Below are 12,651 nucleotides of genomic sequence, written 5' to 3'. Positions count from 1 at the left end.
CATCGTGGGCAACCCCCTGAAAGCCATGCCCGGCGTCTCTGGGCCTCTGGACCTTACGACGGCCCGTCCAACCCACCAACAACGTAGGACCCCCTGATCACTTCCCTTGCCCCCTGTTGACCTGGCCCGACCGTCCGTATGCTCGGCTGGTTCGGCTGACGTCGCGTCACATCGGGGGATCATGGATACGGTTACACAGCTCGTCACCATCGCGGCCGTGCTGCTGGGTGGGCTGAGCACCTACGCGACGAATCAGCTCGTGGAACGCAGCAAGCGCCGGGACTCGCTTCGGGTCCGCTGGGACGAGAAGAAGCTCGACGCCTACGTCGAGTACGTGGGCAGCGTCCGGTCCTGCATCTACGCCTCCGTCCTGGCCTACGAGGTCACGCACTCGATCCGCGACATGCCGAGGACGGAGCACGAGCTGCTGATGGACCTCACCGAGGCCGAGGGCCGGCGCGCGCTCGCCTTCGAGCGGCTGATGATGCTCGCCGGGGACCGGGTGATCGAGTCGGCTCATGCCGTGAATGCCGCCGCGCTGGCGATCGACTGGCGAGCCCGCCGGCTGGTGGACGGGCCTCTGGAGGAGTGGCGGGCCCTTCACACGGAGATCTTCCGAGCGATCAACGCCTTCCACGAAGTCGCCCGCGCCGACCTCGGAGTGTCCGGCGGGTTCGTCGGCGACCAGCACACCGCCCGCGGCCTCATCCTCCCGGAGCAGAGGGAGAGTTCAGCAGAGCAGTAGCCAGTCGGAAGACAGCGAACGGCCCCGGCAGCAAGGTCTCCCTCGCTACCGGGGCCGTGCTGATCAACGTCGGCTGTCAGGCGCCGTCGAACCGCCACGTGTTCAGTGCGGACAGGGCTTCGGCCCGTGCCTCGATCACCGCCATCCGGGACTCCCACTCGGTCTCCAGCACATGCGCGGCTTGGCTGGTGCTCTGCCCCGGCCACTTCCGGTAGAGCAGTCCGGTGTCGGCGACGAACCACCCGCGACTGACGGCGTCCAGCGCCATCAGCAACCCGGTGTCCTCGGAGGCGGGGAGAGCCATCCAGCCGCCCAGTGCCAGCACCAGATCGCGCCGGGCGCACAGCGTGGCCGGGTGGACCTGGGCCCGGTAATTGTGGGCCTTCCAGTGCTGGAGGACTTCGCCGCGCTCGATCGGGCCTTCGGGCGGGTCCTGGTCGAAGCCGACCGTGCGGCCGTCCGGGAGGAGGTCGAGCACCCGGGAGGTCGTCCACGCCACGTCCGGCCGACTGGTGAGCACCGCAAGGTCTCGGGCCAGGGCTCCGGGGGGCAGCATGTCGTCAGCGTCCAGCACCTTGACGAATTCGCCCGTCGCGCGGGCCAGGCTGATGGTGCGGGCCATGCCGGCGCGGCCGTGGCGCCCCTGGCCGAAACTGATGCGCGGGTCGTCCGGGACGTACGGCGTTACCTCGTCGGTCTCGCCGTCCTCCTGGATCACCCACTGCCAGTCCCACCCGGCGGGCAGGTCCTGCTCCAACAGCGACTTGTAGGCGTCGGCCAGGAACTTCGCCGCCGGGCCGTGCACTGCCGTGATGACGCTGACGGTGTTGGCCATGCTCACCACCTCTCCAGCTTGGTCGTGTAGACCATCTCGGTGCGGTCGCCGGGCAGGGTCACGTCGGAGACCTCCACCACGCGGTCCGTGGTGTCGTACGAAGTCTTCCGGAGCAGCACCACCGCGACACCGACCGGCAGGCCGAGTTCCTCGGCTTCCTCGGGCGTCGGGGGCCGGGCGCGGAAGGTCTCCACGATGCGGTCCAGTTCGATCCCCAGGGTGTGGAGCTGGTTCTGCGTCCCGCCGGGCCACGGTTCGCGGTCTTCGCGCAGCAGGTCCGGGTTCGCCGAGACCAGGTCGAGCGGCAGGTAGGAGCGGACAAGGTTGAAGGGGTGCCGTTCCTGGCTGTACGCCGTCCGGTACTCGCGCCTGAGTAGGTCGGTTCCCTCCGGGACGCCGAACTCTGCGGCCAAGTCCGCCGACGCCGGCACCGTGTCGTACTTCGCCCTGAAGGTCAGGTCGTCCACGGTCAGGCCGGTGTCGTGCTCGGTCGCGCCGGTGCTCTTGCGGATGTCCTCCGGCTGGCGGGCCCGGTCCTTCTCCCACTGGTGGCGCTCGTTGCTGCGGGTGACCTTCTTCGGCTGGCGGCGGACGAACGTCCCGCGACCGTGCTGCTTCTCGACGAGCCCCTCGGCCTGGAGCACTCCCACGCCCTGGCGAACCGTCGGCACGCTCACGTCGTAGTGCTTCGCGAGCTGCGATTCGGCCGGCAGCTTCTCGCCAGGGGCCAGCTCTCCGCTGGCGATCTGCTGCCGCAGATCGGTGGAAATCCGCTCGTACTGGTTGGCCATGGGGCCGTCACCGTCCTGTCGTGGTCTCCCGAACATCTTAAGTCCTCAAGAGGAGTTGACGACTAGCTGATGCGCCGTCATAGTTCATATCAACTCCTCATGAGGACTTAAGGACTTGAGGAGTTGATGACCTTCAGCCCTTCCTTGGGGCCGATCGGTGCCCGGGGACGTATGCCCCGGCTCAGCGAAGGAGTACCGAAGATGCGTCTCATCCCCGTGGACACGACCGGCGCGCTGGTGATGGTCGCCCAGGAGCCCCGGCCGAAGCTGAAGGACCGGCGGACCGGCGAGATGGCGATGGACACCGAGACGGGCGCCCCGCTGATGACGCTCGACGTCACCTTCGTCGCCAACGGCCAGGCCGAGATCCTGTCGCTGACCGTGCCGCAGCCCGGCCTGCCGGAGGGCCTGGTCCCCGGGACGCTGGTGGCGCTCACCAAGCTGATCGCCCGCCCCTGGGAGAACGAGTTCAACGGCCAGAAGCGCACCGGCATCGCCTTCCGCGCCGAGGCCGTCACCGCCACGATGCCCGCGCTCGTCGGCGCGAAGGGCTGATGACCGGTGTCCGCGCTGACCGCCGCTCTCCTTGAACTCGGCATCCCGGCCGCCGCCGGCACCGGGGCCGCGCTCTACGCGAAGGTGAAGCACCCGCGCGCGTACTGGTCCACGGTCGGACTGCCGCTGACCATCGCCCGGATCCACCGCGACTACGACGCCGTGATGGAGTCCTGCGGGTTGACGGTCGAACCGTCGTTCTGGCGCGCCATGGCGGCTCAGGCGACCAACCGGGAGAGCAAGCCCGCCGTCCCGAAGATCAAGGGCATCCGGGGTTCGTCCACCGGTCTGCGGATCCGCCTCCGGCTCGCCCGTGGGCAGGAGACCGAGGACGTGGCCAACGCCGCCCAGCGGCTCCGGCACGCCTGGGGCGTACACGCGGTGTACGTCTCCGAGGTCAAGCCGGGGATCGTGGACCTGCGGATCGTCGGCTACGACGTGCTCCGGGAAGTCCGGATGCCGCGCCGGACCGGTATCAAGGGTGACAGCCTGCTGCGCGTCCCGGTCGCCCAGCGTTCGGACGGTACGGCGCACGTCCGGGACTTCCGGGAGGTCGCGCACGGGCTGAACCTCGGTGCGAGTCAGTCCGGCAAGTCCATGCTGACCCGGAACCTGATCCACGGCCTGGCCGCTCAGCCGGTCGCCCTGGTCGGGATCGACTGCAAGGGCGGTATCGAACAGCGGCCCTTCGCCCCTCGGCTCTCGGCGCTGGCCACCAGCCAGGAGGAAGCGCTCGGCTTGGTGCTGGCCCTGCTGATCGAGATGGACGACCGGTACGACCTGATCCGGGCCTACCAGGGCATGCCCGGCTCGGTGCCGGCGGAGGAGATGACCGCCGACATCTGGGGCCTGCCGGAGAAGGTCCGCCCGGTGCCGATCGTGGTGCTGGTGGACGAGATCGCCGAACTGTTCCTCGTGGCGTCGAAGGCCGACGAACCGCGCCGGAACCAGATCGTCACCGCGCTGATCCGCCTCGCCCAACTCGCCCGCGCCGCAGGCATCTTCCTGGAGATCAGCGGCCAGCGCTTCGGTGCCGACCTGGGCAAGGGCGCGACCATGCTGCGCTCCCAGCTCACCGGCCGCACCGTCCACCGCGTCAACGACGTGGAGACCGCGCGCATGGGCCTCGGGGACATCTCCGAGACGGCCATGGTCGCGGCCACCCGGATCAGCCCGTCCATGCCCGGCATGGCCGTCACCGGCGACACCTCCGGACGGTGGTACGAGATCCGCACCCCGTACCGCTCGCTCGGCGAAGTCGCCGACCGCTGCATCAAGTTCGCGCACCTGACGCCCGACCTGTACCGCCTGGCGGCGTTCCGCCCGCAGGACACGGCGGCTTTCGGAAGCTCGGCTGACGTCCCGCCGATGCCGTCCGCCCCGCCGTTCTACGCCTCGGCCCCGATCGCCGAGTAGCACCCCCTCGCACGCACGGCCGGCGTGACCGCATCGCGTCAAGTCCCTACCCGCGCCATGCCCGAATGGAGCTGAACTCCCATGGCCCGTAAGCCCTCCATCGCCGAGATCGGGGCCTTCCTCGCCCGCGTCCGTGCCGGCGGCGACACCGGTCCGCTGCTGGCCGAGAAGGCCGACCTGCTGGAGCGGATCGCCGCGAACAACCCGAACGACCGCGACGCCGCCAAGGTGGCCCGGGACGCCCGCCGCGCCGCCGACCGGTCCAGCCGAAACCGGTAGTGCTGTGACCGCCGCATACGCGCCCCGTGAGTGCCCCGCCTGCGAAGGCACCGGGCAGATCAGCGTCGCGGTCCACATCGGCCGGGGGAACCGCCGGCGTCAGGTCGCCGACCAGGAAGCTACCTGCCTGGACTGCCTCGGCGCCGGCACCACCTCGGACGAGCCCGCCGCACAGTCGAACGGGAGGTGACCCGATGCGCCGCCTGCCCAAGCTGGACGCCGTACTGCTCCAGGCCGCGATCGCCGCCGCGCTGTCCTTCGCCCACCTGCACGACCTGGCCGAAGCCGCCGGACAGACCGGCTGGAAGGCGTGGGCCTACCCGGTCTCGGTGGACCTGCTGCTGGTCGCAGCCTGGCGTCGGCTCCGCTCCCGGGCCTCCGTCCGGCTCGCCTGGGTCTGGTTCGTGATCGCCCTCGCCGCCTCGCTCGGGGCCAACATCGGCACCGCCGGGCTGCTGGACCTCGGCCACACCCCGACCTGGCTGCGGATCATCGTTGCCGGTTGGCCCGCCGCCGCGTTCCTCGGCGGAACCCTGCTGGTCCACTCCGCGGCTCACACCCCGGTCAGCGAGCCTGCGGAGTTCGAGGCCGAGGAAGACCTCCCGCCGATGTACGTCGTGGAGCCGGAACCCCAGCCCGAGCCCGAGCCGGTCGCCATCGAGGAACCCGAGCCGGTGCCCGCGCTGGCGGCCCCGCCCACGCCTTCGCCGCCGCCCGCTCCGCCGGTCAGCGCCCCCGCTCCGGCTACGGCCCCGCCCGTACCGCCGTTCCTGCTCGACCACGCCCGCAAGCTCGCCGACGACCACCGCGCCCGGACCGGCAGCCCGATCGACGCCGGCACCCTGCGCGCCCGACTCGGCATCGCGGACCCCCTCGCCTCGGCGCTCGCCGCCGAACTGACCTGAGAGAAGCCAGAGATGACGCTCACGCTCCCGTTCGTCGCCGTCCTCGCCGTGGTCGGCTGGCTGGTCGTCCGGCACACGCGCCTCCGTTGGTGGGCCGTCACCGCGCTGCTGCTGCTCGGCTTCTACCTCGCCAGCACCCCGGCCGCGCCGCTGATCGACGACACCACCCGCTCCGGCGTCGAGGTCGTCAACCGCACCGGCAGCAAGTGAGGGCCGGACGATGACGCCCACGCTGCTGCTGCCGGACTCGCTGTCGCTCACCCCCGAAGGCTCGGCCCTGGTCGCGGAGATCGAGGTGTACCTGGCCACGCTGCCCGTCCAGGCCCGCACCGTCGCGCCGTTGATCTGCACCTACGGCAGCACGGTTCAGCGGTGGAACGCGGGCTTCCCGCTGCCTCGGCTGTCCGTGCTGGACCGGCTCGCGCACCGCCCCGCCCGGCCGGTCGCCGTCAGCGTCGCGGACCACCTGCGGCTGACCTCCCGCTACCTCGCCGAATTCGGTTGGGTCCAGGGCCAGTTGTGGGACTCCGCCGGCCGTGTCTGCCTCCTCGGCGCCCAGGCCGCCGTCCTGCTCAACGGTTACGGCACGCCGTACACGGTCAGCCGGGCCCGCAACCAGGTGATGGAGGTCCTGCACGCCACCGGACGGCCCGTCGCCTCCCCGGACGCCTTCAACGACGCCTCCGGCACCCGGCAGGCCGACGTGCACCACCTGCTCGACCGGGCCTCCGCCCGCGCACTCTCCCTCGGCATCTGAACCAGTCCCCGGGACGGCAGCAAGCCGCCAAGCATCCCGCCGCCCCGGAGACCTCGACCCGCTCCGGAAGGACCGCCATGCACCTCGCCCCGCTCCTCGCCGCCGGCGTCCCCCTGCTCGGCTGGACCACCCACAGCACCGCCCTCGCCCGCCGCCTCGCCACCGCCCGCCGCGACCCCCTCACCGGCTTGCTCACCCGCGACGGCTTCACCACCCGCGCCGAACGCCTCATCCGCCGCCACCCCGAGCGCACCACCGTCCTGCTGATCGACCTGGACGACTTCAAGGCCGTCAACGACACCCACGGCCACGCCGCCGGAGACGCCGTGCTCACCGCGACCGCCCGCCGACTGGCCACCTGGTGCGGCACCGACGGCATCGCCGCCCGCCTCGGCGGAGACGAGTTCGCCGCCGTCGTCCTCGACGCCGAACACCGCGTCCCCGACCTGAACGACCAGCTCCACCACCCGGTCCCGTTCGGCACCGAGCTGCTGAGCGTGAGCGCGTCCGTCGGCACCTCGCACCCGGCCACCCTGCTGCTCACCGAGGCCCTGTCGGCGGCCGACGGCCAGATGTACGCCGCCAAGCCCGGCGCCCGCACCGCGCGCCGCCGCTGAAAACGAACCGGTCCTCGGCACGGCAGCAAGCCGCCAAGCATCCCGCCGCGCCGAGGACCTCAACCCTCCCCGAACCGAAGTCCGCGAAGGAGAGCACCATCATGCCCCAGCGCACCCGCCCGGCACGCCTGATCTGCCACAACTGCGACGGCTTCGGCCGCGCCATCACCACCGGCCACCGCCACGACGGCACCCGCACCACCACCCCGGTCAACTGCCCCACCTGCCACGGCCGGGGCACCGTTGCCCGCGCCTTCCTGCCGGTGCTCTGACATGGCCCTCCTCGACTGGCGCGACTCCCGCCACTGGGACAACAAGCCCGCCCCCTGCGGCGTCTGCACCAAGCCCACCAACCTCCGCTCCGACCGTGGCAAGCCCGTCCACAAGGTCTGCGCCGAGCAGTGGACCGAGCAGCATGCCAAGCCCGCGCCCAATCAGTCCTGACCGCATCGCCCCGGAGGCTTCAACTGCTGCCTCCGGGGCCTCACTTCGAAAGGAGTAGCTGTGCGCCTGACCGCTGAACCTCCCATCGCTGATCTGTCCGCGCTGGCGTCGCTGGGCACCATGCCCGCGTTGGTCCGGCAGCTCTCCGGTCTCGCCGGGTGTACCTCGCCGATCCGGCTCGCCGGCTGGCGGACCGAGGTCAACGGAGGAACCGGGGAGGTGCTGCACCACCTGGACTCTTCGCGCCTGCCCGCCGGCCACCTGCTGGTGCGGTGCGGCAACCGGCGGATCACCCGCTGTGCCCCGTGCGCCGAGACGTACCGGCGCGACACCTACCACCTGATCACCGCCGGGCTGGTCGGCGGCAAGGGCATGCCGGAGACCGTCGCCGTACACCCCCGGGTGTTCGCCACCTTCACCGCCCCGTCGTTCGGGCCGGTGCACAACCGGCCTGCCTCCGGCCGTTGCAGGTGCGGCACCGTGCACGCCTCCGACGATGCCCTGCTCGGCTCGCCACTCGCCCCCGAGGCGTACGACTACGAAGCCGCCGTGCTGTGGAACGCCCATGCCGGCAAGCTCTGGGCTCGCTTCTCGATCTACCTCCGCCGGGAAATCGCCAAGCGCGCCGGCCTGTCGCAGCGCGAGTTCCGTGAGCACGCCCGGGTCTCCTTCGGGAAGGTCGCCGAGTACCAGAAGCGCGGGGCGATCCACTTCCACGCGGTGATCCGCCTCGACGGCCCGGAAGGTGGCCACGAGCCCCCGCCGGTGTGGGCCTCGGCCGAACTGCTCACCGACGCGATCCGGGCCGCCGCCGCCCGCACCGAGATCCCGGGCCCGCTCGTCGACGGCCGTGCTCACCGGTTCGTCTGGGGCCGCCAACTCGACGTCCGCACCATCCGTAGTGCGGACTTCACCGGCCCGGTCCCGATCACGGAACGGGCGGTCGCGGCCTACATTGCCAAGTACGCCACCAAGGGCGCGGAGACCGCCACGGGCGCGCTCGACCGGCCCCTCCGGCTGCTCGCCGAAATCGCCAACCTGGAGATCCCCGAGCACGCCCGCCGACTGATCCGCACCTGCTGGACGCTCGGCGCCCGCCCCGAGCTGGAAGACCTCCGCCTCCGCGCCTGGGCCCACATGCTCGGCTTCCGGGGCCACTTCTCCACCAAGACCCGGAAGTACTCGACCACCCTCGGAGCACTCCGAGCAGCCCGCGCCGCCTGGCGCCGCGCACAGACCCTCCAACAGCTCCACGGCCCCAGCGCCCCGACTGATGAGGAGAGCACCCTCGTGCTCGCGCACTGGGCCTTCGCCGGCCGGGGCCTCAGCCGCGGCGAGTCCTGGTTGGCCGCTGCCGTCCAACCCGCTCCCGGATCGGAAGGAGAACCGACCCACCATGGCTAGGCAGCAGAGGTTGACCCTCAGCGAGGTACTGGACGAGATCGGCCTCTCCCGCGCCGCGTTCTACCGGATGCGCGCCCGGGGCAAGGCACCGAAGTGCGCGAAGCTGCCGAACGGCCAGATCCGCATCACCCGCGAAGCCCTGGACGACTGGTGGGCCGAGCAGGAAGGGCGCGCGGCCTGATGGCGACTTCCTACAAGGTCCAGTTCTGGGAGCACCGCCACCGCCCGGACCGCAAGAAGCCCTACATGGTGCGCTGGACCGTGGCCGGCCGGGAGTTCTCGGAGTCCTTCCTCACCAAGACGCAGGCCGACGGCCGCAAGGCGGAGCTGATCACTGCCGCCCGCGCCGGGGAGCCGTTCGACGTGGATCGCGGGCTGCCGCTCTCCGAGCTGCGCAAGGAGAAGCAGATCACGTGGTACCAGCTCGGGCGGAACTACGTGGAGAAGCGCTGGATGGGTGCGCCCGCCAAGACCCGGACAACGTGGGCGGATGCCCTGGCGACCGTCACGTTCGAGCTGGTGAAGTCCAAGGCCGGGATGCCGGACAAGCGGTTCGTCCGTCGGGCGCTCTACAGCTGGGCCTTCAACGTCAACCAGTGGTCCGAGGAACCGCCCGCAGAGGTGGAGCGCGCCCTCGCCTGGGTGGCGAAGAACTCCCTCCCCGTGTCCGCCTTCGAGGAGCCCAAGACGGTCCGCCGCCTTCTCGACGCCTTGGCCGTGAAGCTCGACGGCAAGCCGGCAGCACCCACCGTCCGCCTTCGGAAGCGGCGGATCCTGAACCACATCTTCGGCTACGCGGTGGAGGAGGGCCTGCTCGTCGCCAACCCTCTGCCGCTGGTGCAGTGGCAGCCGCCAGAGGTCGAAGAGGCCGTGGATCCGGGCGTCGTGGTGAACCCGGAGCAGGCGGCATCGCTCCTGGAGGCGGTCGGTCGGCAGGGACGGCGCGGGGCTCACCTGGTGGGCTTCTTCGCCTGCATCTACTACGCCTGGATGCGCCCGGCCGAGGTGGTGAACCTCAAGATCCAGCGGTGCCAGCTCCCTGCGGAGGGCTGGGGAAAGCTCGTTCTGGACGAGACCCGACCCCGGGTCGGATCGTCCTGGACGGACGACGGCGAACCGCACGACAAGCGCGGGCTGAAGCACCGGGCCGCCAAGGCGACCAGGCCCGTACCGATACCGCCGGAACTGGTGGCGATCCTCCGAACGCACATCGAGACGTACGGCACCGCCGCCGATGGCCGGCTGTTCCGGACCTCCCGTGGCGGCATGGTCCAGGAGAGCGGCTACGGGGTGGTGTGGAAGCGCGCCAGGACGGAGGTGCTCTCCCCCGCCGACTGCGAGACGCCGCTCGGCAAGCGACCTTATGACCTTCGTCACGCCGGGGTCTCGCTGGCGCTGAACTCCGGAGTGGATCCGACCGAGGTCGCCCGGCGCGCGGGCCACAGCGTGGTGGTGCTCCTGCGGGTGTACGCGAAGTGCTTGCACGGCACCGAGGACTACTCGAACGCGCTCATCTCGCAGGGTCTCGCCCGGCGGTCCAGCGCACTCCCCCGGCCGGCCGCGCCTCCGGATCCTGGTCCGTGACTGGTCCGTACGGGCTGGTCAGCAGTGAGACCAGGTGTGTGCAAGTGAGACAAAGGCCGTAAAACGGCGGCAGCACGAGAGCAACATGTTCAAGTTACACACGTAGGCCCTGACCAGCATTTCTGCTGACCAGGGCCTACGTGGCTATCCGGTGGCTGGTGCAGGGTTCGAACCTGCGTAGCTTGCGCGACAGATTTACAGTCTGCTCCCTTTGGCCGCTCGGGCAACCAGCCAGGGATGGTGTCTCGCGGAGCGCTGCCCCGTTCGACGTCGTAAACGATACCCGATGGTGGGGGGTGGTTCGCCACCCGGTTACGTCACGTCGTGATCAAGGTCGGCGCGCGGCCGTTGCGGGCAGGGGCCCGGAGCGCTGGATAGGCTGGGGCGTCGCCCGCCGGTGGCGGGTGGCGCGACCGTGCAGCCTGTAGTGCAAGGAGACCAACACCCATGGCCGACTCCAGTTTCGACATCGTCTCGAAGGTCGAGTGGCAGGAGGTCGACAACGCGATCAACCAGACCTCCCGCGAGATCGCCACCCGGTTCGACTTCAAGAACGTGGGCGCCGAGATCAAGCGGTCCGGCGAGAAGATCGAGATGAAGGCCAACGGCGAGGAGCGGGTCCGGGCGATCCTGGACGTGCTGCAGACCAAGTTCGTCAAGCGCGGGCTGTCGCTGAAGGCGCTGGACGCGGCGGAGCCGCAGCTGTCCGGCAAGGAGTACAAGATCTTCGCCGACATCAAGGAAGGCATCACGACCGACGATGCCAAGAAGGTCGCGAAGATCATCCGCGACGAGGGCCCGAAGGGCGTCAAGGCGCAGGTCCAGGGCGACGAGCTGCGGGTCAGCTCGAAGTCGCGGGACGACCTGCAGACCGTGCAGGCGCTGCTCAAGGGCAAGGACCTGGACTTCGCGATCCAGTTCGTCAACTACCGCTGAGCGGTGGGACGCGGTTCCACACCCGGGAGGGCGCACCGGCGACGGCGCGCCCTCCCGGCCGACCGCTGAACCGGTTCGGGCGGCCCCCGCGGGCCCCTTCACCCGGACGCGCCGGGCCTCGTGCTCGGATCGGCCGACGGGCCGGCGGTGGTCAGTCCTCGGCGGGCCCGGCCGGGGTGCGGCGGCGGCCGTCGACGGCGGCGGCGACCTCGGGGGCGGTCGCGGCGGTGGCGCCGAGCGCCCGCAGGACCCGTTCGAGCGGGGCGCCGTCGGCGGGGACGAGCGGGCCGAGGGTGATCCGGCCGTCGTACCAGAGGGCGGCGCGGCGGCCGCCGGGATGCTCCTCGTCGGCTTCGACGTAGGCGATCGGGGCGGACTTGGACCAGCCGGCGATCCGCAGGGCGAATCCGGAGGGGAACCGCTTGAACCCGAAGTCCGGCGCGGTGGAGGGGTGTTGGAGCGCGTCGTGGAGTTCGTCGGTCATCGGCACCAGCGCGAGGCCGTGCGGCAGGGGTGCGGAGCGCGCGAGCGGGACTTCGGCCGTGACTACGGCGATCAGCTCATCGGCGGCGATCAGCGCGTTCAGTTCGTATGGCACCGCCCCATTCTCCGCCCGGGAAGTCATCAGGTCAGGAAAACAATCGAACTGACTATCCATCCGATATGCCGGACATCGGCCGCACCCGCTCCGACCTGCCGGAAGACCCCTCCGGGACCAAGGTCCCGAAAACGGTTCGCAGGCGCTCGGCGGCGTTCGCGCGCCCGTCCGGTACGGCAGAGTGGGCGGGGTGACCCGAACCCCGCCGCAGCGCCCGGCCACCGGCGCCAGGCCCACGCCCGAACAGCTCGCCGCCGCCCAGGACACCGCCATCGAGGACGTGGCCGCACCCGGCCTGCGGGTGCTGTTCTGCGGGATCAACCCGGGCCTGTGGTCGGGCGCCACCGGGCGGCACTTCGCCCGACCGGGCAACCGGTTCTGGCCCGCCCTGCACCGCTCCGGCTTCACCCCGCGGCAGCTGGGGCCGGCCGAGCAGGACGAGCTGCTCGGGCTCGGGCTGGGCATCACCAACGTGGTGGCCCGGACCACCGCGAAGGCGGCCGAGCTGACCGCCGAGGAGTACCGGGAGGGCGGCCGGGCGCTGGAGGAGCGGGTGCGGCGGCTGCGGCCGCGCGCGCTGGCGGTGCTCGGGATCGGGGCGTACCGGGCGGCGTTCGGCCGGCCGCGGGCGGCGGTCGGGCCGCAGCCGGAGCCGATCGGCGACACCGAGGTGTGGTTGCTGCCGAACCCGAGCGGACTGAACGCGCACTACACGCTGGACGGGATCGCGGACGAGTTCCGGGCCCTGCGCGAACACCTGGAACGCCAGGACGATTAAAGCAATC

The 12,651-nt window shown here is 71.0% G+C and carries 18 protein-coding genes and 1 tRNA gene; 15 read left to right on the top strand and 4 right to left on the bottom strand.

Features of this window, described 5'->3' with window-relative positions:
* Window positions 1-181 precede the first annotated feature (181 nt).
* On the top strand, window positions 182-745 hold the full coding sequence (locus ABD345_RS19715) for a hypothetical protein (RefSeq protein WP_344553636.1): 564 nt from the start codon (window positions 182-184) through the stop codon (window positions 743-745).
* Window positions 746-821: 76 nt separating this feature from the next.
* On the opposite strand, the gene ABD345_RS19710 is transcribed toward ABD345_RS19715, so the two are convergent.
* Window positions 822-1,580, bottom strand: coding sequence for a glycosyltransferase family 2 protein (locus tag ABD345_RS19710; RefSeq protein ID WP_344553634.1), 759 nt, complete (start codon window positions 1,578-1,580; stop codon window positions 822-824).
* A 2-nt stretch (window positions 1,581-1,582) separates the two neighbouring features.
* Entirely contained in the window at window positions 1,583-2,371 is a 789-nt protein-coding gene (locus ABD345_RS19705) for a GntR family transcriptional regulator (RefSeq protein WP_344553632.1), read from the bottom strand.
* A gap of 201 nt (window positions 2,372-2,572) precedes the next feature.
* Between ABD345_RS19705 and ABD345_RS19700 the strand changes: the two genes are divergently transcribed.
* The 12 genes from ABD345_RS19700 to ABD345_RS19645 all read left to right on the top strand — a co-directional run bounded on the left by ABD345_RS19700 (window position 2,573) and on the right by ABD345_RS19645 (window position 10,332).
* A complete protein-coding gene (locus ABD345_RS19700) occupies window positions 2,573-2,926 on the top strand; it encodes an SCO3933 family regulatory protein (RefSeq protein ID WP_033220108.1) in 354 nt (117 codons plus the stop codon).
* A 6-nt stretch (window positions 2,927-2,932) separates the two neighbouring features.
* The gene (locus ABD345_RS19695) at window positions 2,933-4,342 is read left to right on the top strand and encodes an FtsK/SpoIIIE domain-containing protein (protein ID WP_380273592.1); all 1,410 of its coding nucleotides are present in this window, start codon (window positions 2,933-2,935) and stop codon (window positions 4,340-4,342) included.
* A gap of 81 nt (window positions 4,343-4,423) precedes the next feature.
* Window positions 4,424-4,621 carry a hypothetical protein gene (locus ABD345_RS19690; protein ID WP_344553631.1) on the top strand — a complete coding sequence of 66 codons (198 nt, stop codon included), beginning with the start codon at window positions 4,424-4,426 and terminating at the stop codon, window positions 4,619-4,621.
* 194 nt (window positions 4,622-4,815) lie between these two features.
* Window positions 4,816-5,526, top strand: coding sequence for a DUF2637 domain-containing protein (locus ABD345_RS19685; RefSeq protein WP_344553630.1), 711 nt, complete (start codon window positions 4,816-4,818; stop codon window positions 5,524-5,526).
* Between the two features lie 12 nt (window positions 5,527-5,538).
* A complete protein-coding gene (locus tag ABD345_RS19680) occupies window positions 5,539-5,736 on the top strand; it encodes a hypothetical protein (protein WP_344553629.1) in 198 nt (65 codons plus the stop codon).
* 10 nt (window positions 5,737-5,746) lie between these two features.
* A complete protein-coding gene (locus ABD345_RS19675; RefSeq protein WP_344553627.1) occupies window positions 5,747-6,283 on the top strand; it encodes a DUF6197 family protein in 537 nt (178 codons plus the stop codon).
* A 77-nt stretch (window positions 6,284-6,360) separates the two neighbouring features.
* Window positions 6,361-6,900, top strand: a complete 540-nt coding sequence (locus ABD345_RS19670; protein WP_344553626.1) for a GGDEF domain-containing protein — start codon at window positions 6,361-6,363, stop codon at window positions 6,898-6,900.
* A 101-nt stretch (window positions 6,901-7,001) separates the two neighbouring features.
* Window positions 7,002-7,172, top strand: a complete 171-nt coding sequence (locus tag ABD345_RS19665; protein ID WP_344553624.1) for a hypothetical protein — start codon at window positions 7,002-7,004, stop codon at window positions 7,170-7,172.
* Between the two features lies 1 nt (window position 7,173).
* Window positions 7,174-7,344: a hypothetical protein gene (locus ABD345_RS19660; RefSeq protein WP_344553623.1), complete on the top strand. Its 171-nt coding sequence runs from the start codon at window positions 7,174-7,176 to the stop codon at window positions 7,342-7,344.
* 120 nt (window positions 7,345-7,464) lie between these two features.
* Window positions 7,465-8,748: a replication initiator gene (locus ABD345_RS19655; protein ID WP_344553649.1), complete on the top strand. Its 1,284-nt coding sequence runs from the start codon at window positions 7,465-7,467 to the stop codon at window positions 8,746-8,748.
* On the top strand, window positions 8,741-8,929 hold the full coding sequence (locus tag ABD345_RS19650) for a helix-turn-helix transcriptional regulator (protein WP_268659399.1): 189 nt from the start codon (window positions 8,741-8,743) through the stop codon (window positions 8,927-8,929). Before ABD345_RS19655 ends, ABD345_RS19650 begins: the two co-directional genes overlap by 8 nt.
* Window positions 8,929-10,332 (top strand): tyrosine-type recombinase/integrase, encoded by a 1,404-nt coding sequence (locus ABD345_RS19645; RefSeq protein ID WP_344553622.1) that lies wholly within the window; start codon window positions 8,929-8,931, stop codon window positions 10,330-10,332. The genes ABD345_RS19650 and ABD345_RS19645 overlap by 1 nt, the downstream gene beginning before the upstream one ends.
* Window positions 10,333-10,484: 152 nt before the next feature.
* Here the strand turns inward: ABD345_RS19645 and ABD345_RS19640 are convergent.
* Window positions 10,485-10,565 (bottom strand) — tRNA-Tyr (locus tag ABD345_RS19640).
* Window positions 10,566-10,779: 214 nt separating this feature from the next.
* Between ABD345_RS19640 and ABD345_RS19635 the strand changes: the two genes are divergently transcribed.
* Complete coding sequence (locus tag ABD345_RS19635; protein WP_344553620.1) at window positions 10,780-11,268, top strand: YajQ family cyclic di-GMP-binding protein; 489 nt, start codon at window positions 10,780-10,782, stop codon at window positions 11,266-11,268.
* Between the two features lie 151 nt (window positions 11,269-11,419).
* On the opposite strand, the gene ABD345_RS19630 is transcribed toward ABD345_RS19635, so the two are convergent.
* Window positions 11,420-11,866: a hypothetical protein gene (locus ABD345_RS19630; RefSeq protein ID WP_344553619.1), complete on the bottom strand. Its 447-nt coding sequence runs from the start codon at window positions 11,864-11,866 to the stop codon at window positions 11,420-11,422.
* Window positions 11,867-12,056: 190 nt separating this feature from the next.
* Here ABD345_RS19630 and mug point away from each other — a divergent pair, with 190 nt between their 5' ends.
* Window positions 12,057-12,644: a G/U mismatch-specific DNA glycosylase gene (gene mug / locus ABD345_RS19625; RefSeq protein ID WP_344553618.1), complete on the top strand. Its 588-nt coding sequence runs from the start codon at window positions 12,057-12,059 to the stop codon at window positions 12,642-12,644.
* The last annotated feature ends 7 nt before the right edge of the window (window positions 12,645-12,651 follow it).

Source organism: Kitasatospora saccharophila (assembly GCF_039529925.1).
GTDB classification, from domain to species: Bacteria; Actinomycetota; Actinomycetes; order Streptomycetales; family Streptomycetaceae; genus Kitasatospora; species Kitasatospora saccharophila.
This window is presented reverse-complemented; position numbering and strand designations above follow the sequence as displayed.